Source organism: Chelativorans petroleitrophicus (assembly GCF_025398195.1).
Classification (GTDB): Bacteria; Pseudomonadota; Alphaproteobacteria; order Rhizobiales; family Rhizobiaceae; genus Chelativorans; species Chelativorans petroleitrophicus.
Window position 1 is genome coordinate 81983 of record NZ_JAODNV010000006.1, and the last position, 23018, is coordinate 105000.

22 protein-coding genes (1 of these 22 cut by a window edge) are annotated in these 23018 nt (G+C 63.5%); 12 read left to right on the forward strand and 10 right to left on the reverse strand.

Features of this window, described 5'->3' with window-relative positions:
* Nucleotides 1-19 precede the first annotated feature (19 nt).
* From NYR54_RS05185 to NYR54_RS05210, 6 genes are all read right to left on the reverse strand, one after another.
* On the reverse strand, nucleotides 20-901 hold the full coding sequence (locus NYR54_RS05185) for a 3-hydroxybutyryl-CoA dehydrogenase (RefSeq protein ID WP_261514545.1): 882 nt from the start codon (nucleotides 899-901) through the stop codon (nucleotides 20-22).
* A 105-nt stretch (nucleotides 902-1006) separates the two neighbouring features.
* A complete protein-coding gene (locus NYR54_RS05190; protein ID WP_261514546.1) occupies nucleotides 1007-1936 on the reverse strand; it encodes an electron transfer flavoprotein subunit alpha/FixB family protein in 930 nt (309 codons plus the stop codon).
* 27 nt (nucleotides 1937-1963) lie between these two features.
* Entirely contained in the window at nucleotides 1964-2713 is a 750-nt protein-coding gene (locus NYR54_RS05195) for an electron transfer flavoprotein subunit beta/FixA family protein (RefSeq protein WP_261514547.1), read from the reverse strand.
* 181 nt (nucleotides 2714-2894) lie between these two features.
* Nucleotides 2895-3608 (reverse strand): rhomboid family intramembrane serine protease, encoded by a 714-nt coding sequence (locus tag NYR54_RS05200; RefSeq protein ID WP_261514548.1) that lies wholly within the window; start codon nucleotides 3606-3608, stop codon nucleotides 2895-2897.
* Nucleotides 3609-3635: 27 nt separating this feature from the next.
* Nucleotides 3636-4217: a cob(I)yrinic acid a,c-diamide adenosyltransferase gene (locus NYR54_RS05205; RefSeq protein WP_261514549.1), complete on the reverse strand. Its 582-nt coding sequence runs from the start codon at nucleotides 4215-4217 to the stop codon at nucleotides 3636-3638.
* Nucleotides 4218-4233: 16 nt separating this feature from the next.
* Nucleotides 4234-4434 carry a twin transmembrane helix small protein gene (locus tag NYR54_RS05210; protein WP_261514550.1) on the reverse strand — a complete coding sequence of 67 codons (201 nt, stop codon included), beginning with the start codon at nucleotides 4432-4434 and terminating at the stop codon, nucleotides 4234-4236.
* 205 nt (nucleotides 4435-4639) lie between these two features.
* Here NYR54_RS05210 and NYR54_RS05215 point away from each other — a divergent pair, with 205 nt between their 5' ends.
* Both NYR54_RS05215 and NYR54_RS05220 read left to right on the forward strand, forming a co-directional pair.
* Nucleotides 4640-5494, forward strand: coding sequence for a YihY/virulence factor BrkB family protein (locus NYR54_RS05215; RefSeq protein WP_261514551.1), 855 nt, complete (start codon nucleotides 4640-4642; stop codon nucleotides 5492-5494).
* Between the two features lie 84 nt (nucleotides 5495-5578).
* Nucleotides 5579-5866 carry a hypothetical protein gene (locus NYR54_RS05220; RefSeq protein ID WP_261514552.1) on the forward strand — a complete coding sequence of 96 codons (288 nt, stop codon included), beginning with the start codon at nucleotides 5579-5581 and terminating at the stop codon, nucleotides 5864-5866.
* Here the strand turns inward: NYR54_RS05220 and gluQRS are convergent.
* On the reverse strand, nucleotides 5863-6750 hold the full coding sequence (gene gluQRS / locus NYR54_RS05225; protein WP_261514553.1) for a tRNA glutamyl-Q(34) synthetase GluQRS: 888 nt from the start codon (nucleotides 6748-6750) through the stop codon (nucleotides 5863-5865). The two genes, NYR54_RS05220 and gluQRS, sit on opposite strands and share 4 nt — an antisense overlap.
* A gap of 77 nt (nucleotides 6751-6827) precedes the next feature.
* Between gluQRS and NYR54_RS05230 the strand changes: the two genes are divergently transcribed.
* Complete coding sequence (locus NYR54_RS05230) at nucleotides 6828-7472, forward strand: DNA-3-methyladenine glycosylase family protein (RefSeq protein ID WP_261514554.1); 645 nt, start codon at nucleotides 6828-6830, stop codon at nucleotides 7470-7472.
* A gap of 128 nt (nucleotides 7473-7600) precedes the next feature.
* Complete coding sequence (locus NYR54_RS05235) at nucleotides 7601-8158, forward strand: HNH endonuclease (RefSeq protein WP_261514555.1); 558 nt, start codon at nucleotides 7601-7603, stop codon at nucleotides 8156-8158.
* A gap of 27 nt (nucleotides 8159-8185) precedes the next feature.
* Here the strand turns inward: NYR54_RS05235 and NYR54_RS05240 are convergent, their stop codons facing one another.
* The gene (locus NYR54_RS05240; protein WP_261514556.1) at nucleotides 8186-8695 is read right to left on the reverse strand and encodes a disulfide bond formation protein B; all 510 of its coding nucleotides are present in this window, start codon (nucleotides 8693-8695) and stop codon (nucleotides 8186-8188) included.
* 22 nt (nucleotides 8696-8717) lie between these two features.
* On the reverse strand, nucleotides 8718-9302 hold the full coding sequence (locus NYR54_RS05245; RefSeq protein ID WP_261514557.1) for a YqaA family protein: 585 nt from the start codon (nucleotides 9300-9302) through the stop codon (nucleotides 8718-8720).
* 213 nt (nucleotides 9303-9515) lie between these two features.
* Between NYR54_RS05245 and NYR54_RS05250 the strand changes: the two genes are divergently transcribed.
* The 8 genes from NYR54_RS05250 (at nucleotide 9516) to NYR54_RS05285 (ending at nucleotide 21262) form a co-directional block, all read left to right on the forward strand.
* Nucleotides 9516-10790 (forward strand): aspartate kinase, encoded by a 1275-nt coding sequence (locus NYR54_RS05250; RefSeq protein ID WP_261514558.1) that lies wholly within the window; start codon nucleotides 9516-9518, stop codon nucleotides 10788-10790.
* Nucleotides 10791-10855: 65 nt separating this feature from the next.
* On the forward strand, nucleotides 10856-13120 hold the full coding sequence (ptsP, locus tag NYR54_RS05255) for a phosphoenolpyruvate--protein phosphotransferase (RefSeq protein ID WP_261514559.1): 2265 nt from the start codon (nucleotides 10856-10858) through the stop codon (nucleotides 13118-13120).
* A gap of 16 nt (nucleotides 13121-13136) precedes the next feature.
* Entirely contained in the window at nucleotides 13137-14216 is a 1080-nt protein-coding gene (gene prfA / locus NYR54_RS05260; RefSeq protein WP_261514560.1) for a peptide chain release factor 1, read from the forward strand.
* Between the two features lie 56 nt (nucleotides 14217-14272).
* Nucleotides 14273-15175 carry a peptide chain release factor N(5)-glutamine methyltransferase gene (gene prmC / locus NYR54_RS05265; RefSeq protein ID WP_261514561.1) on the forward strand — a complete coding sequence of 301 codons (903 nt, stop codon included), beginning with the start codon at nucleotides 14273-14275 and terminating at the stop codon, nucleotides 15173-15175.
* Between the two features lie 308 nt (nucleotides 15176-15483).
* Complete coding sequence (locus tag NYR54_RS05270) at nucleotides 15484-16182, forward strand: DUF4167 domain-containing protein (protein WP_261514562.1); 699 nt, start codon at nucleotides 15484-15486, stop codon at nucleotides 16180-16182.
* A 414-nt stretch (nucleotides 16183-16596) separates the two neighbouring features.
* Complete coding sequence (gene clpB / locus NYR54_RS05275; protein ID WP_261514563.1) at nucleotides 16597-19212, forward strand: ATP-dependent chaperone ClpB; 2616 nt, start codon at nucleotides 16597-16599, stop codon at nucleotides 19210-19212.
* 18 nt (nucleotides 19213-19230) lie between these two features.
* Entirely contained in the window at nucleotides 19231-19590 is a 360-nt protein-coding gene (locus tag NYR54_RS05280; protein WP_261514564.1) for an MmcQ/YjbR family DNA-binding protein, read from the forward strand.
* Nucleotides 19591-19774: 184 nt separating this feature from the next.
* On the forward strand, nucleotides 19775-21262 hold the full coding sequence (locus tag NYR54_RS05285; protein WP_261514565.1) for a L,D-transpeptidase: 1488 nt from the start codon (nucleotides 19775-19777) through the stop codon (nucleotides 21260-21262).
* A 96-nt stretch (nucleotides 21263-21358) separates the two neighbouring features.
* Here the strand turns inward: NYR54_RS05285 and NYR54_RS05290 are convergent, their stop codons facing one another.
* On the reverse strand, nucleotides 21359-23018 hold the 3' portion of the coding sequence (locus tag NYR54_RS05290) for a M23 family metallopeptidase (protein ID WP_261514566.1). It continues 272 nt past the right edge of the window; 1660 of the gene's 1932 nt are visible here — the last part of the coding sequence; its start codon lies off the right edge, out of view; it ends in the stop codon at nucleotides 21359-21361.

Consider the following 23018-nt stretch of genomic DNA (forward strand, 5'->3'; position numbering starts at 1 on the left):
CGGGATCTGACGGGTCCGTCTACCGCGTCGGCACCGGCGGGTCCTCGCGGTAATCGTAGAAGCCGCGGCCCGTCTTGCGGCCGAGCCATCCCGCCTCGACATACTTCACCAGAAGCGGGCAGGGCCGGTATTTCGAATCCGCCAGCCCTTCATAGAGCACCTGCATGATGGAAAGGCAGGTGTCCAGCCCGATGAAGTCGGCAAGCTGCAGCGGTCCCATCGGGTGGTTGGCGCCGAGCTTCATTGCCGTATCGATCGCCTCGACCGACCCCACACCCTCGTAAAGGGTGTAAATGGCCTCGTTGATCATCGGCATGAGAATCCGGTTGACGATGAAGGCGGGGAAATCCTCGGCCACCGTGATGGTCTTGTCGAGGCTTTCCACAAAGGCGCGGGCGGCTTCGAAGGTGGCGTCCTCCGTGGCGATGCCGCGGATGATCTCCACCAGTTTCATCACCGGCACCGGGTTCATGAAATGTATGCCGATGAACCGTTCCGGACGATCGGTCTGTGCGGCGAGCCGCGTGATCGAGATCGAGGAGGTGTTGGTGGCGATCAGGGCTTCCGGATTCAGCACCGGGCAAAGCTTGGCGAAAATCTTGCGCTTGATTGCCTCGTCCTCGGTTGCCGCCTCGATGACCAGATCGGAGTCCGCAAGGTCTTCCAGCGTATCGGCCGGCGTAATCCGTGCGAGGGCCTCCCGCCGGGTCTTTTCGTCAAGCTTGCCGGAGGCGATCTGGCGCGCCATGTTGCCGCTCACAGTCGCGATGCCCGCCTCGATGCGTTCCCTGGAAATGTCGTAGAGCTTTACCTGGTATCCGGCCACCGCCGTCACATGGGCGATGCCACTGCCCATCTGACCGGCACCGACGATGCCCACCGTCCTGATAGTGCTCGTCATTTTCCCGATCCTGCCGCAGGCGACCTACTCATTGCGTCGCAACGTATATGGACGGCGATGTGCCGTCCACTGGTCTTGCCGACTCTGCACGCGCTTCGGTGTTTGTCAAAGCGCCTTTTCGAGTTCTGGGAGGATCTGGAAGAGGTCGCCGACAAGGCCGTAGTCGGCGACCTGGAAGATCGGCGCTTCCTCGTCCTTGTTAATGGCCACGATCACCTTGGAGTCCTTCATGCCAGCGAGGTGCTGGATGGCGCCGGAGATGCCCACCGCGATGTAGAGATCGGGTGCGACCACCTTGCCCGTCTGACCAACCTGCCAGTCGTTCGGCGCATAGCCAGCGTCCACTGCCGCCCGGCTTGCGCCCACCGCCGCCCCCAGCTTGTCCGCCACGGGCAGGATCACCTCCTGGAACTTCTCCGCCGAGCCCAGCGCGCGGCCGCCCGAGATGACGATGCGCGCCGACGTCAGCTCCGGACGCTCGTTCGCCGCAATCCGGTTCTCCACGAAGCGGGAAAGACCGGGATCGACCGCCGCCTCGACCATCTCGATGCTGGCCGATCCGCCCTCGCTCGCTGCCTGAAAGGCCGAGGTGCGCACGGTGATCACCCGCTTGGGATCGGTCGATTCCACTGTCTGGATGGCGTTGCCCGCATAGGTCGGCCGCTTGAAGGTGATGGCGTTCACCACCTCGATCACATCGGAGACCTGCATCACGTCGAGCAGTGCAGCCACGCGCGGCATCACATTCTTGCCCATCGTCGTGGAAGGGGCGACCAGCGTGTCATAGCCGCCTGCGAGCGCGAGGATGGTATCGGCCAGAGGCTCGGCAAGCTGCTCGGCCAGCGCGTCGCTTTCGGCCAGAAGCACCTTGCGCACGCCCGAGAGCTTTGCCGCCTCTTCGGCGGCCGGCCGGGCACCGGCTCCCGCGACAAGAACGTCGATGTCGCCGCCGATCTGAGCCGCCGCCGACAGCGCCTTCGCCGTCTGGTCCGAAAGCGATCGGTTGTCATGCTCCGCAATGAGAAGGATTGCCATGAGTATCCGTCCTTTCCAAGCGCCTGATCAAAGTACGCCGGCTTCGTTCTTCAGCTTGTCCACCAGCTCGGCCACGGAGGCGACCTTGACGCCCGCCTTGCGGCTTGCCGGCTCCTCCGTTTTCAGCACCTTGAGCCGCGTCTTCACCGTGACGCCGTAGTCCGCCGGGCTCTTCTCATCGAGCGGCTTCTTCTTGGCCTTCATGATGTTTGGCAGAGAGGCATAGCGCGGCTGGTTGAGCCGCAGATCCGTGGTCACGATCGCAGGCAGCTTCAGCTCCACCACCTGGAGCCCGCCATCCACCTCGCGCGTCACCGTGAGTGTCTCGCCGCCCACCTCCACCTTGGAGGCGAAGGTGCCCTGCGCCCAGCCGAGAAGAGCAGCCAGCATCTGCCCCGTCTGGTTGGCATCGTCGTCGATCGCCTGCTTACCTAGAATGACGAGGCCGGGCTTTTCCTCCTCGGCGATGCCCTTCAGGATCTTGGCCACGTCGAGCGGCTCGACCGTCTCGTCAGTCTTGACCAAAATGGCGCGGTCCGCGCCCATGGCAAGCGCCGTACGCAGCGTTTCCTGCGCCTTCTCGGGGCCGACCGAAACGGCAACGATCTCGTCCGCCTTGCCCGCTTCCTTGAGCCTTATCGCTTCCTCAACCGCGATCTCGTCGAACGGGTTCATCGCCATCTTCACATTGGCAAGCTCGACGCCTGAACCGTCCGCCTTCACGCGCGGCTTCACATTCGCGTCGATCACCCGTTTCACAGCAACAAGGACTTTCATCAACCTACCTCTTTTGCCTCGCCGTACCCGACTAGCACTCCGGCGCTTCTATCCGATTGTCGATTTCCGCCATAATTCAAAAGAAAACGGACACAGCATGGTGCTGGAGGAACGTCTCGCCGCAGGCCGCCGGACCGTAGTGAGACCTGACGCATACGTCAACACGCGCGGAACGCCGGGCCTATTCGAGCTCCACGGCGTCCGGCGTGGCGACATGGCGGTCGAACAGCGGCACGCCGCGCCGGCGCAGAAGCACGACCAGCACGCTGCCGGCCAGGATGCCTCCTATATGCGTCGCCCAGGAAATCTGGTTCCCAGGATCGGTGAAGAACATCAGAAACTGCGAACCGATCCAGAGCGCCAGCGCCACGAAGGCCGGAACGCGCAGTGGAATGCGACCAAGCGCCAGCACCCACAGCTTCACGCGGGGATGCAGGATCAGGTAGGCCGCGACCACGCCGGCCACTGCACCCGACGCGCCGATGAGCGGTGCCTGGGATTCGGGTGCGATCATGCCGTGGAAGGCCGCTCCCGCGGCCGCGCAGGCGATGTAGAAGACAAGATAGCGAAAGTGGCCAAGGGCGTCCTCGACATTGTCTCCGAAGACCCAGAGGAAAAGCATGTTGCCGCCGAGGTGCAGCAGGCCGTCGTGCAGGAATGAATAGGTGACGTAGGTGAAGGGAGGTGGCACCAGCTCCAGTTCCGGAGGCAGCACCGCCATATCGTAGGCGACGGAGGGGATGTAGCCGAGCCCGATTGCGGCAAGCTGCATCGTGCCGATGCCGCCCAGAGAGGTGACAAGCCATATGACGATGTTGAGCCCGATGATCGCCAGCGTCACGTATTGACGTTTGATGTGGCGCAGGCGGTTGGAATCGTGGAGCGGTATGAACATCGGCCGGCGCCGGTAACGTCCGGCTCTTCAGCGATTCTCTCCGGGCACCCATAGCACGTCATAGGCACCCTTGCCATTGACGCTCCGGGCGGCGACGAAGAGAAAGTCGGAAAGGCGGTTGATGTAGCGCAGTGCCTCCTCGCCCAGCTGTTCCCCGGGCGTGCGGTCGAGCTCCACCATCAGCCGTTCTGCACGCCGCGTAATGGTACGGGCCAGATGCAGCGCGGCCGCGGCGGGCGTGCCGCCCGGCAGTATGAAGGACGTGAGCGGTGCGAGCTCCGCATTGAGTGCGTCGATTTCCCGTTCGAGCCGCTCGACCTGGGCAGCGACGATGCGCAGCGCGCCCGCACCGCCCTTCCGGCTTCCGTCAGGTGTGGCGAGATCCGCGCCTAGATCGAAGAGGTCGTTCTGGATCCGTCTGAGCATCGCATCGATGGTAGGGTGATCCTTCTGCGTGTGGACGCGCGCCATGCCTATCGCCGCGCTGGCCTCGTCCACGGTTCCGCATGCGGCCACGCGCAAGTCGCATTTCAATCGTCTTTCGCCGCTGTTCAGGCCGGTCGTTCCGTCGTCGCCGGTTCTGGTATAAATCTTGTTGAGCTTCACCATGCGGCGCGATCCCCGATCAATTTCCGGCCTGGCTGAACCACAGGGCCAGCATGATAAGCACCACCGCGACGAATTGCAGCGCCACGCGAGCCTGCATCAGCTTGTTGGACGTGTTGCCCGAGCCGCCGCGCATCATGTTGATCAAGCCGCGGATCAGCACGAAGACGACCGCGACCATGACGGCGACGGCGAGGATGTTGAATATGGTGGATGACATGTTTCGGCTTTCCTGGGTGAGAGAGCAGCTTATCCAGATCGGTCGCAGGTGGCGAGCCGTCTATGAAACACCGAGGCGGGCATGCCAAGGTTCCTGTTCATGAAATGAAGAGGTGCACGTGGCAGGTTGCCTTTACGGCCTGCGGTTTTCACATATCGGGTCGGGCAAGAAAAATCTCCGTCCCTGACGGAAAACAGAGGAAACGGTGTTGCGCAAGCTGGTCGCCCTCAGGCGCATAGCGGCCGATGCGTTCGGTCATTTCAATGCTGACGACGGTTGGGCAATGGCGAGCCACGTGGCCGTGAGCGCGATCATGGCCCTGTTTCCGTTTCTCATTTTCGCTACGGCGCTTGCAAGCTTTCTGGGTGCGGACGCCTTTGCCGAGACGGCCGTGCATCTCGTATTCGACACTTGGCCGGAGGAGGTGGCCGAGCCGATTGCAGCGGAGGTCGTCAATGTGCTCGGGGTGAGGCGAGGGGGCGTTCTGACCTTTGGCGTGCTCGCCGCGGCCTTCTTTTCCTCCAACGGAGTGGAAGCGATTCGCGTATCGCTCAACCGTGCCTATCGCGTGGTCGAGCCCCGCTCTTTCATCTATCTGCGGGTGCAAAGCCTCGCCTTCGTGCTGATCGCCACCTTAGGCTTCATGGCCATCAGCCTGCTTCTCGTGATCGCTCCCCTGGCCGCCAGGATCGCCGTCTCGCGGCTGGAATGGCTGGAGCCTTACATGGGCACGATCACCCTGTGGCGTTACATCATCGCGGTGACTGTGCTGGTTTCCGCCCTCATGGCGGTGCATCTCTGGCTGCCGGCGGGCAAGCGCAGCCTCAGCGACATCCTGCCCGGCATCGTCTTCACCCTCCTCGGCTGGCTCGCCGGCTCCAGCATCTTTGCCGCCTATCTCTCCCGTTTCAGCAGTTACGCCAACACCTATGCGGGGCTGGCCTCGATCATGGCGGCGGTGTTCTTCCTCTACATCATTTCGGTAATCTTCATCCTTGGCGGCGAGGTCAACGCCGCCATCATGCGGTATCGCGAAGCAAGGCGCGCCGTGAGGCCCTGAGCCCCGGCAATAAAGGCGAAAGCTTTGCGGGCTATTCTCAGCAGGGCTTGTGAGTGCTGGTCCGGCAGGATGCGGAGGGGCACTGTGCTGTCGAAGCTCGACACAACCTGGCTTGTCTTTGCCGTCGCCGCCGTGGCGATGCTGTCCTATCTGTTTTCGACGGGACTCAACGCTTTGCTGCGCGAGGCCGGTTTCGGGACGGTCCCCAATGCGATCATCATGATGTTCGGCTTTTTCGGGGCGATCTACGCCGGAAATTTCGTCGGCATGCGTTTCAGCCTGATCGAAGGCGTCTTTGTCGGCCTGGCGGGCGCTTTTGTCCTCCTGCTTGCACTGGTGCTCCTGAAGGCGGCGCTCGACCGGATGGCTTAACGGACCGGCTCCAGCCCCACCATCCGCGCGACGTCGGCCGGCGTGGCGCCTGCCGCGCGCAGCGCCGCAATCCCGGTGTCGCCGCGGCTTTTGGACAGCTTGCGGCCGCTTTCATCGAGGATGAGCGCATGGTGATGGTAGCGCGGGACGGGAAGCCCCAGAAGCTCCTGCAAAAGCCGGTGCACTGCCGTTGCATGAAACAGATCGCGCCCGCGCACCACATGCGTGACTCCCTGCAGCGAATCGTCCACCACGACGGCGAGGTGGTAGCTTGTCGGTACTTCCTTGCGGGCGATCACCACGTCTCCCCAGGCTTCAGGCCGGGCGGCGATCCGTCCCGTCTCGCCTTTGGGGCCGCTGCCGCTTTCTTCCCAGAAGAAGCGTGACGCCACGTGTCTGTGTGCCGCTTCCATATCCAGGCGCCACGCGAAAGGCTCGCCAGCCTCCATGCGCTGAAGGCGCTCGGCTTGGGACCGCTCACGGTCGAGCGGCGGGAAGATGGGAACGCCGTCGGGATCCCGCGGCCAAGGCGTGCCGTCCGCCTCCGCCTCGGCGACGAAGTCGCGCACCTCGCCCCGGCTCATGAAGGAGGGATAGACGATTTCCGCGTCGACCAGGCGCTCCAATGCCTGCGCGTAGTCGTCGATGTGCTCCGACTGGCGGCGGACCGGCTCTTCCCATTCGATGCCGAGCCAGGCGAGATCGCGGTAGATTTGCTCTTCCAGTTCCGGTGTGCAGCGGGTCGTGTCGATGTCCTCGATGCGCAGCAGGAAACGCCCTCCCGTGGCGCGCGCCATGGAGAAGTTGAGGAGTGCCGAATAGGCATGCCCCAGATGCAGAAGCCCGTTGGGGCTCGGCGCGAAGCGGAAGACAGGAACCGTCATGAAGGGCGCATGAAACGGATTGTCGCGGTCATTACGGCATTGCTAGGCTTGGCGCGATGAGAGCGCAAGGGGCGGCAATGCAGCGGATCGAAACGGCAGACGACATAACGCGCGCTCTGGACGCGCTTGTGGTTTGCGACCCGAGACTTGGGTCGGTGCGGGAGGCGGCGGGGACGGTGCCGCTCCGGCGCAGCCCGGCGGGATTTGCCAGCCTTGCCTCCGTGATCGTCTCGCAGCAGGTTTCGCGGGCGAGTGCCGACGCCATCTTTGGCCGGCTCCGCCGGCTCGTGGACCCGCTGACGCCCGAGACGCTTCTGGCCTGCGGCGAAGCGGCGATGGTCGTGGCCGGTCTGTCTCGTGCCAAGCAGCGGGCGCTGACGGCTCTTGCCGCGGCGATCATGAGCGGCTCACTCGATCTTGCCTCTCTGGACTGTCTGCCACCGGATGAAGCCACGGCGGCGCTGCTTGCCGTGCCTGGCATCGGACCCTGGACTGCTCAGGTCTACCTGCTCGTCGCTGCGGGACATGCGGACATCTTCCCCTCCGGCGATATCGCCCTGCAGGCCGCGGTGGCGCAGGGGCTGGGGTTCAAGGTCCGCCCCGACGCGCGAACGCTCATGCGCATTGCCGAATCATGGAGCCCTTGGCGCTCGGTCGCCGCACGGCTTTTCTGGGCTTACTACCGCGAGATGAAAGGTGTCGAAGCTGCTCCGGCAGCCTGAAACACAGAATAATCAGCAAGAATTTACGCTCTACTGGCGCGGAACTATCGATATCTGCTTCACATTCCTGTCATCACCGGATTACATTATCCGCGCCGATCGATCTGCCTACCAGGAGCTTCAAGGACGTGACGATCGCTCAATCGCCGGACGGTATGCCCGCTCTGGTGCTCAACGCGGACTATCGACCGCTCAGCTATTATCCCCTGTCACTTTGGTCGTGGCAGGACGCGATCAAGGCCGTGTTTCTGGACCGAGTGAACATCGTAGCCGAATACGACTACGCGATCTCCTCACCCTCCTTCACGATGCAGCTGCCCAGCGTCGTCAGCCTCAAGACCTATGTGAAGCCGTCGCGCTATCCCGCCTTCACGCGGTTCAACGTTTTCCTGCGTGACCGCTTTCAATGCCAGTATTGCGGCGGGAAGAACGAGCTGACCTTCGATCATGTCATCCCGCGCCGTCATGGCGGGCTGACCACCTGGGAAAATGTCGTGGCGGCATGCTCGCCCTGCAATCTGAAGAAAGGCGGCCTGATGCCGGACGAGGCCAGGATGTGGCCGCGGCAGAAGCCCTACCGGCCCACCGTCTATGACCTGCACAACAACGGACGGCTTTTCCCGCCCAATTATCTGCATGAAAGCTGGATGGACTATCTCTACTGGGATGTCGAGCTGGAGCCCTGATCCGTCCGCAGCTTGCCGCGTGTGAGACTACTTCTTGAAAGCGCCGCGAAGGGCGATCGCTGCGAGGATCGCGCTTGCCACCACGTTCCAGCCCGCGAAAGACAGACCGAGGAACCGGCCGGCTGCCTCGTTGCACGAAGGCGGGACGACCGCATTGAGCTGGTCGAGAAGGCTGCCGGAGCCTGACGAGGGGGCGACTGCGCCGCAATCGGCGGGGCCTTCCCACCAGCCCCATTCCACCCCCGCGTGGTAGGAGCCGAGCCCGAGCCCCCAAAGCATCAGGATACCGCCTGCCAGAAGCAGCCCGCGCGTGAGGATCGCCGGACCGCGCAGCGCAGCGGAAATGGCGGCGAGGATCATGACGGGAACGCCGATATAGTAAGGCACCCTCTGCTCTAGGCACAGCTTGCAGGGGATGAACCCGCCCAGATGCTGAAAGCCGAGCGCCGTGCCCACCGTGGCAGCCATGGCAAAGGCCAGGAAGGCGCCGGTGAGCGTGTGGAACCTGTCGGTAGGGGCTGTGAGGACTCTCGACATGTGTCAAACGATATAGCGGATGTCAAACGATATAGCGGATGGCTGCGAAACCGCCAATTAACAGGATCATGAAAAGGGTGAAAAGAAGGCCGAGATTCTTCTCGATGAAAGTGCGGATGGGCGGGCCGAACCAGTAGAGCAGTCCCGCGACCAGGAAGAAGCGCAAACCACGCCCGATGATCGAAATGAGGATGAAGATCGGCACATTCAGGCCTGTCGCGCCGGAGAAGATGGCCAGCACCTTGTAGGGGAAGGGCGTGACCGCCCCGAAGAGGACGGCCCACGCTCCCCAGTCGTTATTGTACCATTGGGCAAGCTCCTGGAACTTGCGTTCCGCGCCATAGAGCCGCAGGATCGGCACGCCGATGGCCTCATAGAGAAAGGCGCCGATTGCATAGCCGAGCAGCGCTCCGGCCACCGAGGCCAGAGTGCAGACGAACGCATAGCGCAGCCACTTCGCCCGCTCCGCAAGCACCATCGGGATGAGCAGCACGTCGGGCGGGATCGGAAAGAAGGAGCTCTCTACGAAGGACACGCCCGCAAGCCCCTTTTCTGCGTGGCGCGTCGCCGCCAGCGACATGGTATAATCGTAGAGTTTGCGAAGCATCGGCGCCCCTCGAATGGAGGCATCTATCTACCTGCCGCGCTGGTGATGCGCAACGGCAGGCGGCCGGAGCGGCGCTTTGATGCGGTATTCTCGTGTTGCTTGCAGGTTCGCAGGCTTTTCGATATGGAAGCCGCGGTTGCGCGGCCGCCAAGGCTGCGCGCTCTCCGATCCTGTCCGTCAGATCCGTTTCAAAAGAAGGCACTTCCCGGGACCATGCCGCGCCTCGTGATGAAATTCGGCGGAACCTCCGTCGCAGACATCGCCCGCATTCACAATGTGGCGCGCCATGTCAAACGCGAGGTTGACGCCGGCCACGAAGTGGCGGTGGTGGTTTCGGCCATGGCTGGCAAGACCAACGAGCTTGTTGCCCTGGCGCGCGAAATGCCGCGCGCAACGGGCGCGAGTTCGCCGTTTTTCGACGCGCGCGAATATGATGCGATCGTCGCTTCAGGCGAGCAGGTGGCAAGCGGGCTTCTAGCCATCGCGCTGCAGTCGATCGGCATCGACGCGCGCTCATGGCAGGGATGGCAGATCCCCATCCGCACCGACAATGCCCACGGCGCCGCTCGGATTCTTGAGATCGACGGCAGCGAAATCATACGCCGCATGGGGCTGGGGCAGGTCGCGGTGGTGACCGGCTTCCAGGGGCTTGCGCCCGACAACCGCATCGCTACGCTGGGTCGCGGCGGTTCCGATACCAGCGCGGTCGCCCTGGCGGCGGCCCTCAAGGCCGACCGATGCGACATCTATACCGACGTGGACGGTGTCTATACGACGGACCCGCGGATCGAGCCGAAGGCGCGGCGTCTTTCTAAGATTTCATTCGAGGAAATGCTCGAAATGGCCTCGCAGGGGGCCAAGGTGCTGCAGGTGCGCTCCGTCGAGCTTGCCATGGTGCATAAGGTCAGGACCTTTGTAAGATCGTCATTCGAGGACCCGGACGCGCCGGGAATGGGCGATTTCGACAATCCGCCCGGCACGCTCATTTGCGACGAGGAAGAGATCGTGGAACAGCAAGTCGTCACCGGCATCGCCTACGCCAAGGACGAGGCGCAGATCTCGCTGCGCCGGGTGGCCGACCGGCCAGGGGTCTCGGCTGGTATTTTCGGGCCGCTCGCCGAGGCGAACATCAATGTCGACATGATCGTGCAGAACGTGTCGGAGGACGGGTCGAAGACCGACATCACCTTCACCGTGCCGACCGGGGATGTGGAAAAGGCTGTCAGCATCCTCGAAAAGGTGCGAGAGTCTGTGGGTTTTGACGCGATCCAGTCCGAATCCGGGCTTGTGAAGGTGTCGGTGATCGGCATCGGGATGCGCAGCCATGCCGGCGTGGCCGCCACGGCTTTCAAGGCCCTGGCGGAAAAGGGCATCAATATCCGCGCGATCACCACCTCCGAAATCAAGATTTCGATCTTGATCGACGGTCCGTATGCGGAATTGGCGGTGCGCACTTTGCATTCCGTCTACGGTCTCGATAAGCATTAATAGAGAATCTTGAAGCCTGCCTTCCTGGGCCGCCTGTAGCGGCCGTGAGGCATTGGAGAAGCGCGATGCGAGAGGCCGGCCCGCGCGTATTGCTGAAGCGCCTCCGGGAGATGATGGCGGAGGCCCTTGAGCCGCAGGAGCGGCTCGACCGGATCGTGCGCGAAATCGCCCAGAACATGGTGGCCGAGGTCTGCTCGCTCTACATTCTGCGCGCCGATTCAGTCCTCGAACTCTACGCCACCGAAGGTCTGAACCCGAAGGCGGTGCATCTGGCGCAGCTGCGCCTGGGGCAGGGCCTTGTGGGCACGATCGCCGCCAGCGCCCGGCCGCTCAACCTGACGGACGCACAGAAGCATCCCGCCTTTACTTATCTGCCGGAGACGGGCGAGGAGGTCTACCACTCCTTCCTTGGCGTGCCGGTTCTGCGGGCCGGCCGCACGCTTGGCGTGCTGGTGGTGCAGAACCGGACCATGCGCCACTATCGCGAGGACGAGGTGGAGGCCCTCGAGACGGTCGCCATGGTGGTGGCCGAGATGATCGCCACCGGAGACCTGGCGCGACTCAACCGGCCTGGCATCGAGCTCGATCTGCGCCGCTCCGTCAGCCTCAAGGGAATTGTTTTCAACGAGGGAATCGGCCTTGGCCATGTGATCCTGCATGAGCCGCGCATCGTCGTCACCAACCTCTTCAACGAGGACAGTGAGCGGGAACTGGAGCGGTTGGAAGAAGCCCTGAGCTCGCTTCGGCTGTCGATTGACGACATGCTCTCGCGCCGCGACGTGGCCTTCGAGGGCGAGCATCGGGCGGTCCTCGAGGCCTACCGCATGTTTGCCAATGATCGCGGCTGGGTGCGTCGTCTGGAAGAGGCCGTGCGCAATGGCCTCACCGCGGAAGCTGCGGTGGAGAAGGTCCAGAGCGACATGCGCGCGCGCATGCTGCATATGACGGACCCATATCTGCGCGAACGCATGAGCGATTTCGACGATCTGGCCAACCGGCTTCTGCGCCAGCTCATGGGCCGGGGGCCTGATGCCATCGCCGAGATCATGCCCAAGGACGCCATTCTCGTGGCCCGCTCCATGGGCGCGGCGGAATTGCTGGACTATCCGCGTGAGCGGCTGCGCGGGCTGGTGCTGGAGGAGGGCGCGCCCACCAGCCACATCGTGATCGTGGCCCGCGCCATCGGCGTTCCGACGGTGGGCCAGGTCAAGGGTGTTGTCTCGCTTGCGGAAAACGGTGACGCCATCATTGTCGATGGCGAGGACGGTCAGGTTCATCTGCGGCCGCAGGCCGACATTGAGGCGGCCTATGCGGAGAAGGTCCGCTTCCGCGCAAGACGGCAGCAGCTTTACCGCGAATTGCGCCACGAACCGGCGGTCACGAAGGATGGCGTGCCGATCGAGCTTCTCATGAATGCCGGGCTTGCTGTGGACCTGCCGCAACTCGCCCAGTCGGGCGCAGCAGGGATCGGCCTCTTCCGCACCGAGCTGCAATTCATGGTGGCATTGACTTTCCCGCGGGTGGAGGCGCAGGAGCGCTTGTACCGCGAGGTGCTCGACGCGGCCGATGGCAAGCCGGTCACCTTCCGCACGATCGACATCGGCGGAGACAAGGTGCTGCCATACTTCAAGAGTGCGCAGCATGAGGAGAACCCGGCACTCGGATGGCGCGCCATCCGGCTGACCCTTGACCGTCCGGCTCTCCTGCGCACCCAGATCCGTGCGCTTCTGAAGGCCGCGGGCGGGCGCGAGCTGAAGGTGATGCTTCCCATGGTCACGCTTGTGGACGAGATCCGGCAGGCCCGCGCCATCATCGACCGAGAGGTGCGGCACCTCTCGCGCTTCGCCTATCTGCTGCCCACCAGCCTCAAGCTCGGTGCCATGATCGAGGTGCCGGCGCTTCTGTGGCAGCTCGACGAGCTGATGCAGGCGGTGGACTTCGTTTCGGTAGGTTCGAACGACCTGTTCCAGTTTGTCACGGCGACCGATCGCGGCAACACGATCGTCGCGGACCGTTTCGATCCGCTGTGCGTGCCGTTCCTGCGGCTTCTGCGGCAGATCGTTCAGGCGGGACAGGCGGGCCACACTCCCGTTACCCTGTGCGGCGAGCTCGCCGGGCGGCCAATCTCGGCCATGGCGCTCCTCGGTGTCGGCTTCCGCTCCATATCCATGGCGGCCGCCTCGATCGGCCCCGTCAAGGCCATGCTGCGGGAACTGCCGCTGCAGGAATTGACGGAACTGATGGATCGCCTTCTTGCCAATCACGCCGCAAAGCACGATATCCGCGCGGAACTGACACAATTCGCCGCTCGGCACGACATCCCGCTTTAAGAATATAAGACTGCCTATGACAGAGCTTCCGCGCGAACGCATGGATCAGGTGCTGAAGCGTTTCGAGCTGATCGAGACGCAGATGGCGGCTGGCCCGTCGCCGGAGGCTTACGTGAAGCTCGCTTCCGAATATGCTGAGCTTCAGGAAATTGCGACCCACATCCGTGAGCTCAAGAAAGTCGAGAGCGAGCTTGCCGACCTCGATGCCATGTTGGCGGACAAGTCCATCGAAAGCGAGATGCGGGAGCTTGCAGAGGCGGACCGGGAGGCGGTCGAGGAGCGGCTGGAAAAGCTGAGCCAGGAACTGCGGGTGCTGCTTCTTCCCAAGGACGAGGCCGACGAGAAGAACGCGATCCTGGAAATCCGCGCCGGCACGGGCGGCAACGAGGCTGCACTGTTTGCCGGCGATCTGTTCCGTATGTACGAGCGTTATGCGGCCTCGCGCGGCTGGCGCATGGAGGTGGTTTCGGCAAGTGAGGGCGAGGCCGGCGGATACAAGGAGATCATCGCCTCGGTCTCCGGAAGGGGCGTGTTCTCGCGCCTCAAATTCGAATCAGGCGTGCATCGCGTGCAGCGCGTGCCGGTGACGGAGGCGCAGGGGCGCATCCACACCTCTGCCGCGACCGTCGCGGTGCTGCCGGAGGCGGAGGAGGTGGATGTCGAAATCCGGCCGGAGGACATTCGTATCGACACCATGCGCGCTTCTGGCGCGGGGGGCCAGCACGTCAACACGACCGATTCGGCCGTGCGCATCACTCACATCCCCACGGGGATCGTCGTGGTTCAGTCCGAAAAATCGCAGCACCAGAACAGGGCACGCGCCATGCAGATTCTGCGCGCGCGCCTGTTCGACCAGCAGCGCACCAAGGCGGCGGAAGAGCGATCCGAGGCGCGGCGCCTGCAGGTGGGCACGGGCGACCGGTCCGAGCGCATCCGCACATACAATTTTCCGCAGGGCCGCGTGACGGACCACCGCATCAACCTCACGCTCTACAAGCTCGACCGCGTGATGGAGGGTGAGCTGGACGAGGTGATTGACGCGCTCATTGCCGATCACCAATCTAAGCTGCTCGCCGCGGAGGGGGCCGAAGGCTGATTCTGACGCTTCCGTTGCATGCCTCGGAATCAGGATCCTAACCGTTCATAGTCTCCATGACGCAGAACAGGGGCGATATGAATTTCCCGCCGGCCGGTACTCTGGGCGCACTGCTCCGGCTTGCGAAGCAACGGCTGGGCGAGGCCGGTGTCGAGGATCCCGGTCTGGAGGCCCGGCTTCTTGTGGAGCACTTCACGGCGACGACTCGGACCGATGCGATCGCCTCGCCTGAGCGCCCGGTGGATGCCGAAGCGGTGCGCAAGGTGGAAGCGGCGATCGGGCGCCGAATCGCCGGCGAGCCTGTTCACCGCATTCTCGGCTGGCGCGAGTTCTATGGCCTGAAGCTCACTCTCTCCCCTGCCACGCTGGAGCCGCGCCCCGACACCGAAACCTTGGTGGACCTGGTTCTGCCAGATGCGCGGCGGATTGCCGCAATACGCGGCCGGTGCCGGATTCTTGATCTTGGAACGGGAACGGGCGCGATTGCGTTGGCGCTTCTCTCCCTCGTGCCGGAAGCGGAAGCCGTGGGCACCGATATTTCACAGGAAGCACTTGAAACGGCGAGGCGCAATGCCGAGATCAACGGATGTGCCGCAAGATTCGATGTGCTGAAGTCCAGCTGGCTGGATTCCGTGGATGGCCTGTTCGATCTTGTTCTTTCCAACCCGCCCTACATAGCGACGGAGGAGATCAAGACGCTTGAGCCCTCGGTGCGTGAGCACGATCCGGTCGCGAGCCTGGATGGAGGACCGGACGGTCTCGAAGCATATCGGGCAATCGCTGCAGGGGCGCATTGCCACCTTACAGCAGGCGGGCTTGTCGGCGTTGAAACAGGCCACGACCAGAAAGCCGCAGTTGCGGCCATCTTTGCCAGCCACGGCTATCGCACGGTCAAAACGGCCCGCGATCTTGGCGGACGTGACAGGGCAATGGTTTTCGCGCTGGCACAGGGAGGATGATCCTTAAGGAAAAAAGACTTGGCAAAGTGCCGGAATGCCGCTAGGTTCCGCGTGCCGGATGAGACGAAGCAGGCAGCGCCGTTATTCATTTCGGTTCCCGCGGATAGACTGCCTCCATGCGATTTTCGACGCAGGTGCTTCGTGCGGGGATCATCCGGCCTGTAAACATGAAGCGGGTCGGACATGGCATTCGCGACCGCCTGAGCGGTACACCGCCAAAGGGGAAATGCGAGAGAGCACGTACGCGTACTCTCCGTCAACCAACACGCGATTGATCACCAATAGTCGTCTCGAACGAAGAGAATAGTATGAGGCCACAACAGCAGAACAGGCGCATGCGCGGCCGCGGCAACAACCGCAAGGGCCCTAATCCGCTTACCCGCAGCTACGAGAGCAACGGTCCGGATGTGAAGATCCGCGGGACCGCACAGCAGATCGCGGATAAATACGCCGCCCTCGCCCGTGATGCGCAGAGTTCCGGCGACCGCGTGATGGCTGAAAATTACCTGCAGCACGCGGAGCACTACAATCGCCTGATCGCCGCCGCCATGGCCCAGATGCAGCCTCAGCAGCGTGAGCGCGTTGACGATCTCGACGATATTATGGATCGCGAGGATGACGAGCTGGCGGTCGCGCCCGTGAGCGCTCAGCCCCAGAAGGTGGAAGACGGCTCCGGTCCTCAGCCGGTGATCGAAGGCACGCCCGCCGAAGTGGCCTACCAGGAACAGCCAGTGGCCGAGCGGCAGGTAAATGGCTCCGGCCGTGCCAAGGCGAACGGCCATAAGGCCGCAAACGGCCAGGCTGAGTCTGAGACGCCTGAAAGCGAGAAGGCCGAAGCCCCTGCCACCACGGAGGCACCCGCTGCAGAGGTGGCGGCTGAGGAGTCTGCACCAAAGCCCAAGCGCACCCGGCGCACACGGACGCGCAAGACGGAGAGCGCAGCACCTGCGCCCGAGGCAGGCGAAGTCCCCGTGGCGGCAGCCGAGGAAGCAGCAGCCCAGAGTTAAGGGCATGTCCGAGACATCCCTGCATATCGGCGGCCCGGCGCGTGCGCCGGGGCTGGCTGGTTTTTTGCGACGGTATTTTGGCCGGTAATCGAGGCCGAATGTCGTTTATGATGTGAGTGGCATGCGCGCACAGCAATGCCCGGCGCGCGGCGCAGCGCTCTGTGAAAGCGTACCACCATCGGTTTCCTGTAGTTTTTTCAGTCTCGGTCCCGGGCGCGAAGAACCGGTGAGGCTGGCGGCCGCGATGAATCGCTGTCAGCGAAAGCCATCTTGCGCGTAGGACGCCATGTGCCCATATCCTGCAATGGTTGGACCTGCCGCATGCGGTCGTGATTTCATCATGGCCCTGGGGGTCCGTCACATTGGCCTGTCTGACGCCGCTGAGCGGGTCGGCAAGGAGATGGAGACGCGAGAATGGATGTCGAAAAATTTTCAGAGCGGGTTCGCGGCTTTATCCAGTCCGCGCAGATGCTCGCCCTTTCCAGAAATCACCAGCAGTTCACGCCCGAGCACATTCTGAAAGTGCTTGTCGATGACGAGGAAGGTCTGGCCGCCTCGCTCATCGAGCGCGCCGGCGGGCGCCTGCGCGACGTGAAGCTCGGCGTCGAAGCCGCGCTCGATGCCATGCCCAGGGTGGAGGGCGGCAGTGGACAGCTCTATCTGGCGCAGCCGCTGGCAAAGGTTTTTTCCACCGCGGAGGAGATCGCCAGGAAGGCCGGCGACAGCTTCGTCACGGTCGAGCGTCTTCTTCAGGCTCTCGTTGTCGAAAAGTCCGCTAAGACCGCCGACATCCTTTCCAAGGCCGGTGTCACGCCGACGGCGCTCAACCAGGTCATCAACGATATCCGCAAGGGCCGCACTGCCGATACGGCGAGCGCCGAGCAGGGCTATGACGCGTTGAAAAAGTACACGCGGGACCTGACCGCCGACGCGCGCGCGGGTAAGCTCGATCCCGTCATCGGCCGTGACGACGAGATCCGCCGTACCATCCAGGTTCTGTCGCGGCGCACCAAGAACAACCCTGTGCTGATCGGCGAGCCCGGCGTCGGCAAGACGGCCATCGCTGAGGGCCTCGCGCTCCGCATCGTCAATGGCGACGTGCCCGAATCGCTGAAGGACAAGCGGCTGCTTGCGCTCGACATGGGCGCGCTGATCGCCGGCGCCAAATACCGCGGCGAGTTCGAGGAGCGGCTGAAGGCCGTCCTTTCCGAGATCCAGGCGGCGGCCGGCGGCGTCGTCCTCTTCATCGACGAGATGCACACGCTGGTGGGGGCCGGCAAGGCCGACGGCGCGATGGACGCCTCCAACCTGTTGAAGCCGGCGCTGGCACGCGGCGAACTGCACTGCGTGGGCGCCACCACGCTCGATGAATACCGCAAGCACGTGGAGAAGGATGCGGCACTCGCCCGCCGGTTCCAGCCCGTCTATATCAGCGAGCCCACCGTGGAGGATACGATTTCGATCCTGCGCGGGCTTAAGGAGAAATACGAGCAGCACCACAAGGTGCGCGTCTCCGACTCCGCGCTGGTGGCGGCTGCCAACCTCTCCAACCGCTATATCACCGACCGTTTCCTCCCCGACAAGGCGATCGACCTCGTGGACGAGGCCGCCTCGCGGCTCAGGATGCAGGTCGACTCCAAGCCGGAAGAGCTGGACGAGATCGACCGGCGCATCATGCAGCTCAAGATCGAGCGCGAGGCGCTGCGCGTCGAAAAGGACGAAGCTTCGAAGGACCGGCTGGAGAAGCTGGAGCGGGAGTTGGCCGATTTGGAAGAAGAGTCGGCCCGGCTTACTGCCACGTGGAAGGCCGAGAAGGACAAGCTCGGACTTGCCGCAGATCTCAAGCGGCAGCTTGACGAGGCGCGCAACGAGCTCGCGATCGCCCAGCGCAAGGGCGAGTTCCAGCGTGCCGGCGAGCTTGCCTATGGCGTGATCCCGGAGCTTGAGAAGAAGCTCAAGGAGGCCGAGACCACCACGGAGGGCGCCCGCAGCATGGTCGAGGAGACCGTGACGCCGGACCACGTGGCGCATATCGTGTCGCGCTGGACCGGAATTCCGGTCGACAAGATGCTGGAAGGAGAGCGTGAGAAGCTCCTGCGCATGGAGGACGAGCTTGCCAAGCGCGTCGTCGGCCAAGGCGAGGCGGTGCAGGCCGTTTCCAAGGCGGTCCGGCGTGCCCGCGCCGGCCTGCAGGATCCGAATCGGCCGATCGGCTCCTTCATGTTCCTGGGGCCCACGGGCGTCGGCAAGACGGAGCTTTCCAAGGCGCTCGCCGCTTTCCTGTTCGATGACGAGCAGGCGATGGTGCGCATCGACATGTCGGAATTCATGGAGAAGCACTCCGTTGCCCGGCTGATCGGGGCGCCTCCCGGCTATGTCGGCTACGAGGAAGGCGGCGTGCTGACCGAGGCCGTGCGCCGCAGGCCCTATCAGGTGATCCTGTTCGACGAGATCGAGAAGGCGCACCACGACGTCTTCAATGTGCTCCTGCAGGTGCTCGATGATGGCAGGCTCACCGACGGTCAGGGCCGCACGGTGGACTTCCGCAACACGCTGATCATCATGACCTCGAACCTGGGCGCGGAATATCTCGTCAACCTTGCCGAGGGCGAGCAGGTGGATAAGGTGCGCGACGAGGTGATGGCGGTCGTGCAGGCCTCCTTCCGGCCGGAGTTCCTGAACCGCGTGGACGAGATCATCCTGTTCCACCGTCTGCAGCGGAAGGATATGGGTGAGATCGTGAAGATCCAGCTTGGGCGGATCGAGCGGCTTCTGGAGGATCGCAAGATCACGCTCGATCTCGATCAGGAGGCGATCGACTGGCTCGCCAGCAAGGGCTACGATCCCGCCTATGGCGCGCGGCCCCTGAAGCGCGTCATGCAGAAGGAGCTGCAGGACCCGCTGGCCGAAAAGATCCTCATGGGCGAGATTTTCGACAACTCGACCGTGAAGATCACCGCCGGCTCCGACCGGCTCATCTTCCGGCCGAAGCGGAATGCCGAGGTGACGGCGACCGAAGAGGCCGCGTAAGAGACCGGGGAGGCGCGGATGCGGCTCAAGGATTACAACCGCTTCTGCGCCTCCCTTCCCCACACCACTCATGTGGTGCAGTGGGGTGGGGCACATGTCTGGAAGGTGGGCGGCAAGGTCTTCGCCCTGGGCAGAGAGGCCGATGGCGGGATGCTCACCGTCACCTTCAAATGCTCTGACCTTGCCTACGACATTTTAAGGGAGCAACCTGGGCTCAGGCCCGCACCCTATCTTGCCTCACGCGGCCTGAAGTGGATTCAGCGCTACAGCGCCGAAAGCATGGATGACGCGGCTCTTGAGGATTACCTTCGCGAAAGCTACCGGCAGGTGCTGACCGGCCTGCCGAAAAGGCTTCAGAAGGAACTGGAGCGGAATTGACTTTCCGCGGGCGGCTTTATCTTATTTGCCGGGACGGAACGAGGGTCATCAACGAGATCGATCCTGCAATGGGCGGCGACCTCAATGCGGTCATTTTCATGCCGGGTTCATCTTGTAGGCGGCATCTAAGGGGATGGAGGCGCGATCCAATCGCGCCCGCCTGTGGGTTAGCGGGAGCCTAGCGTTGAAAACCTGTTCTCTGGCGTTTCTGTCGGGCCTGTTGATCGTGCCGCAGGCATTGGCTGCAGCCGCGCTCGAGGATAGCGGGCAGCGGCATGCCCCTGCGGAACAGCAGGGCGTGCAGCTTGCCCAGGCCTACGACTTCGACGTCTATATCGACCAGTATGGCCGGGAAATCATCATCAACCCCCGCACGGGCGAGGTGGTGGAAATCCGCGCCCCTTACTACGAGCCGGCACCGCCGCCACGAACCGATTCGTGGGGCGCGCGGCGCGGCTATTACGATTTTTCCGATCCCCGCGACGTGGAGCGTTTCCACCGCGACCGTGAGGCGGCGATTCGCGGCGGGTGGGGTGACTATGCGTTGCCCGAACCGCAGCCGCTTCCCCCGCCTCCTTCCTATGAACCTTATGAAGATCCCTACGACGCTCCGGATTACGGTTACGAGCCCGACCGCGGCTACGAACCCGATCCGCTGTTCCAGGAAAGGCGCAGCGTGGAGCGGGTGCCGCTTGAGCCGCCTTCGCCGGGCGGCAGCGATACCTTCGCCGCAATACCGGACCTGGGGCCGGCCCAGCCCGGGCAAGGCGAGCAATTGCGGCAGGGCCTTCCGCGCAGCCCGGATTTCACCATACCGGGCGTTCGCGGCGCCAGCGAGGAGGTGGCTGCTTTCCAGGTGCTGCTCGACCGGGCAGGGGCCTCGCCCGGCGTGATCGACGGCCGGATTGGCGACAACGTCAACAAGGCCATCGACGCTTATCACAAGATTACCGGCCAGAGGCTCAGGACCTACGACAAGGCCTGGATCGAGGCGGAGCTGGAGGCGACCGGCGGCCCGGCCTTCATGTCCTATACGATCACCCCGGCAGATGTAGCCGGACCTTACATCGCCTCGGTGCCAGAGGATTATGGTGAGAAGGCCCGGCTCGAACGGTTGAGTTTCACCCGGGTGAGTGAAATGCTGGCCGAGCGCTTCCACATGGATGAGAACTATCTCCTCCAGCTCAATCCCGGCGCCAATTTCGATCGGCCCGGCACCATCATCAAGGTTGCCAATCCAGGCACGCCCGCCACCACTCCGGTGGCGCGGATCGTCGCCGACAAGAGCGCGAAGCAGGTGCGGGCCTATGACGAGAGGGGGCGGCTTGTGGCCGCCTATCCGGCCACGATCGGCTCGACGGATACGCCTTCGCCCTCCGGCAAGCATGAGGTGGTGCGCATCGCTTTCGAGCCGAACTATACCTATGACCCGAAGAAGAACTTCAAGCAGGGCAACAACGATCGCATTCTCACCATCCCTCCGGGGCCGAACGGACCCGTGGGCTCCGTCTGGATCGCTCTGTCAAAGCCGACCTACGGCATTCATGGCACGCCGGAACCCTCCAAAATTGGCAAGACCTATTCGCATGGCTGCATCCGGCTGACGAATTGGGACGCGGAGGAGCTGGCCAAGCGCGTCAAGCCGGGCGTTCCGGTTGAGTTCGTGGAGTAGAGAGCCGCCGATCGGGCTGCTCGGTAACTCATCGGGCAGCGGCGCTCCACGCGTCGCCCGCCGAATCGTCGCCGTTTCGCAGGCATTCGAATCGAATCAGAGGCCCGCGACGGATGTCGGGGTAGTGAAGGAATCCTCCAGAAGCTCGTCGATGCGGTCGCGCTCGCGCATGAAGGCTTCCAGAACCTTGCCCTCGAGCACCCGGCCGTCCGGCAGGCGGACGCGCATCGGGTCGACCTTCCGGTTGTTGACGATCACCTCGTAATGCAGGTGGTTGCCGGTGGCCTGGCCGGTCGCGCCCACATAGCCGATCACCTGGCCCTGGCGGATTCTCGCGCCCGGCACGACGCCTTTCGCAATGGCGCTCTGGTGGTTGTAGGACGTGCGGTAGCCATTGGCATGGCGGATGATGGTCTGCCGCCCATAGCCCGACGCCCAGCCTGCACTTTCGACTATGCCGTCTCCTGAAGCGATGATGGGTGTTCCGCGCGGCGCCGCCCAGTCGACACCCGTATGCATGCGCGAGTAGCCGAGAATGGGATGCCGCCGCATACCGAAACCCGAGGTAAAGCGGCCATGGGGCACCGGGTTGCGCAGGAGAAAGGGGCGTGCGCTGCGCCCCTCGCTGTCGAAATAGTCCACCGTGCCATCCGGCAGCTCGAAACGGTAGTAGGCCCGCGTCTTGTCGCCGAACACGGCGGAGACATAGAGAATCTCCGAATTTTCGGAGGCGCTGCCATCCTCTTTCGGCTGGGAGAAGAAGACCTCCAGCCGGTCCGACGGTGACAGGCGGGACTGAAAATCGACATCCGCCGCAAGCAGGCGGATGAGCTTCTGCGTCATGGATGGGGTGAGGCCGTAGGAATAGGCCGCGTTGTAGATGCCGTCATAGACGCGCGGAAGTTCCGAGCGCGAGGAAGGCGGCAGCGGCTCGTTGTCGAGCGTTGCGATCAGTTCCGCGCTCATCTCTGGCTCTTCAGACGGCACGTACCGGCCGCTATCGTTGAGCGCGACGGTCACGATATGGCGCGTGCCGTGATAGACGCTGGTGCGCACGACGCGGCTCGTTTCGCCGGCCGCCTCTATGCCAACGCGAAGCAGCGTGCCGGCCTTGAGCGCGGTTGCATTGAGGAGCCTTGCGATCACCGCCGACACGGCGGTCGCATCTTCCCTATCATAGCCGGCCTTCCGGAACGCTTCGAGAATGGGCTCGTTCTGGGAGAAAACGATGATGTCTTCGGCAAAGCCGATGGAAGGCCCTTGCGGAACGTTGCGGGGGGCAACCGAAACATTTTCCTGGACGATGCGCGCGCCAAAACCGGCGAGCGCCTGGGTGGCCAGGGTTTCGCCAAAGCGCCGCGGATCGACATAGTGGAGGGCGGCCACCTGCACGTCGCCGTCGGTGAGGATGGCGCTGGTGTTGCGCACGACCTCCTCCACCTCCTCGGTCGAGAGGCCGCCCGTCTCCTGGAATGAGACCGATTCTAGCGGAAAGGGTGCCGTCTTGAGCTGCACCTCGCTGTCCACCTTGGCACCGTAGATGAACCCCATGCTGGCGGAGGCAGCCGCCCCGTCTTCCGCGAAGACGGTAAGCGGATCGAAGGGTGGGTATTCCCTGTCCGTGCTGTGGCCGCCCGCAAGAGCCATCTTCACATGGACGAAGGGCAGAGTGCGGACCACTTCGCGGTCGCCCTCCTTCAGGATCGTCGAGACCTCCATGCGCCGACGGTCGTTCGGTCGTGTGAGAATGCGCGGA

Coding starts and splice junctions, on each gene's coding strand:
- NYR54_RS05185 (WP_261514545.1), bottom strand. CDS start 901: ATGACGAGCACTATCAGGACGGTGGGCATCGTCGGTGCCGGTCAGATG.
- NYR54_RS05190 (WP_261514546.1), bottom strand. CDS start 1,936: ATGGCAATCCTTCTCATTGCGGAGCATGACAACCGATCGCTTTCGGAC.
- NYR54_RS05195 (WP_261514547.1), bottom strand. CDS start 2,713: ATGAAAGTCCTTGTTGCTGTGAAACGGGTGATCGACGCGAATGTGAAG.
- NYR54_RS05200 (WP_261514548.1), bottom strand. CDS start 3,608: ATGTTCATACCGCTCCACGATTCCAACCGCCTGCGCCACATCAAACGT.
- NYR54_RS05205 (WP_261514549.1), bottom strand. CDS start 4,217: ATGGTGAAGCTCAACAAGATTTATACCAGAACCGGCGACGACGGAACG.
- NYR54_RS05210 (WP_261514550.1), bottom strand. CDS start 4,434: ATGTCATCCACCATATTCAACATCCTCGCCGTCGCCGTCATGGTCGCG.
- gluQRS (WP_261514553.1), bottom strand. CDS start 6,750: ATGACGGTTCCTGTCTTCCGCTTCGCGCCGAGCCCCAACGGGCTTCTG.
- NYR54_RS05230 (WP_261514554.1), top strand. CDS start 6,828: ATGCAGCGGATCGAAACGGCAGACGACATAACGCGCGCTCTGGACGCG.
- NYR54_RS05240 (WP_261514556.1), bottom strand. CDS start 8,695: ATGTCGAGAGTCCTCACAGCCCCTACCGACAGGTTCCACACGCTCACC.
- NYR54_RS05245 (WP_261514557.1), bottom strand. CDS start 9,302: ATGCTTCGCAAACTCTACGATTATACCATGTCGCTGGCGGCGACGCGC.
- NYR54_RS05250 (WP_261514558.1), top strand. CDS start 9,516: ATGCCGCGCCTCGTGATGAAATTCGGCGGAACCTCCGTCGCAGACATC.
- ptsP (WP_261514559.1), top strand. CDS start 10,856: ATGCGAGAGGCCGGCCCGCGCGTATTGCTGAAGCGCCTCCGGGAGATG.
- prfA (WP_261514560.1), top strand. CDS start 13,137: ATGACAGAGCTTCCGCGCGAACGCATGGATCAGGTGCTGAAGCGTTTC.
- prmC (WP_261514561.1), top strand. CDS start 14,273: ATGACGCAGAACAGGGGCGATATGAATTTCCCGCCGGCCGGTACTCTG.
- NYR54_RS05270 (WP_261514562.1), top strand. CDS start 15,484: ATGAGGCCACAACAGCAGAACAGGCGCATGCGCGGCCGCGGCAACAAC.
- clpB (WP_261514563.1), top strand. CDS start 16,597: ATGGATGTCGAAAAATTTTCAGAGCGGGTTCGCGGCTTTATCCAGTCC.
- NYR54_RS05280 (WP_261514564.1), top strand. CDS start 19,231: ATGCGGCTCAAGGATTACAACCGCTTCTGCGCCTCCCTTCCCCACACC.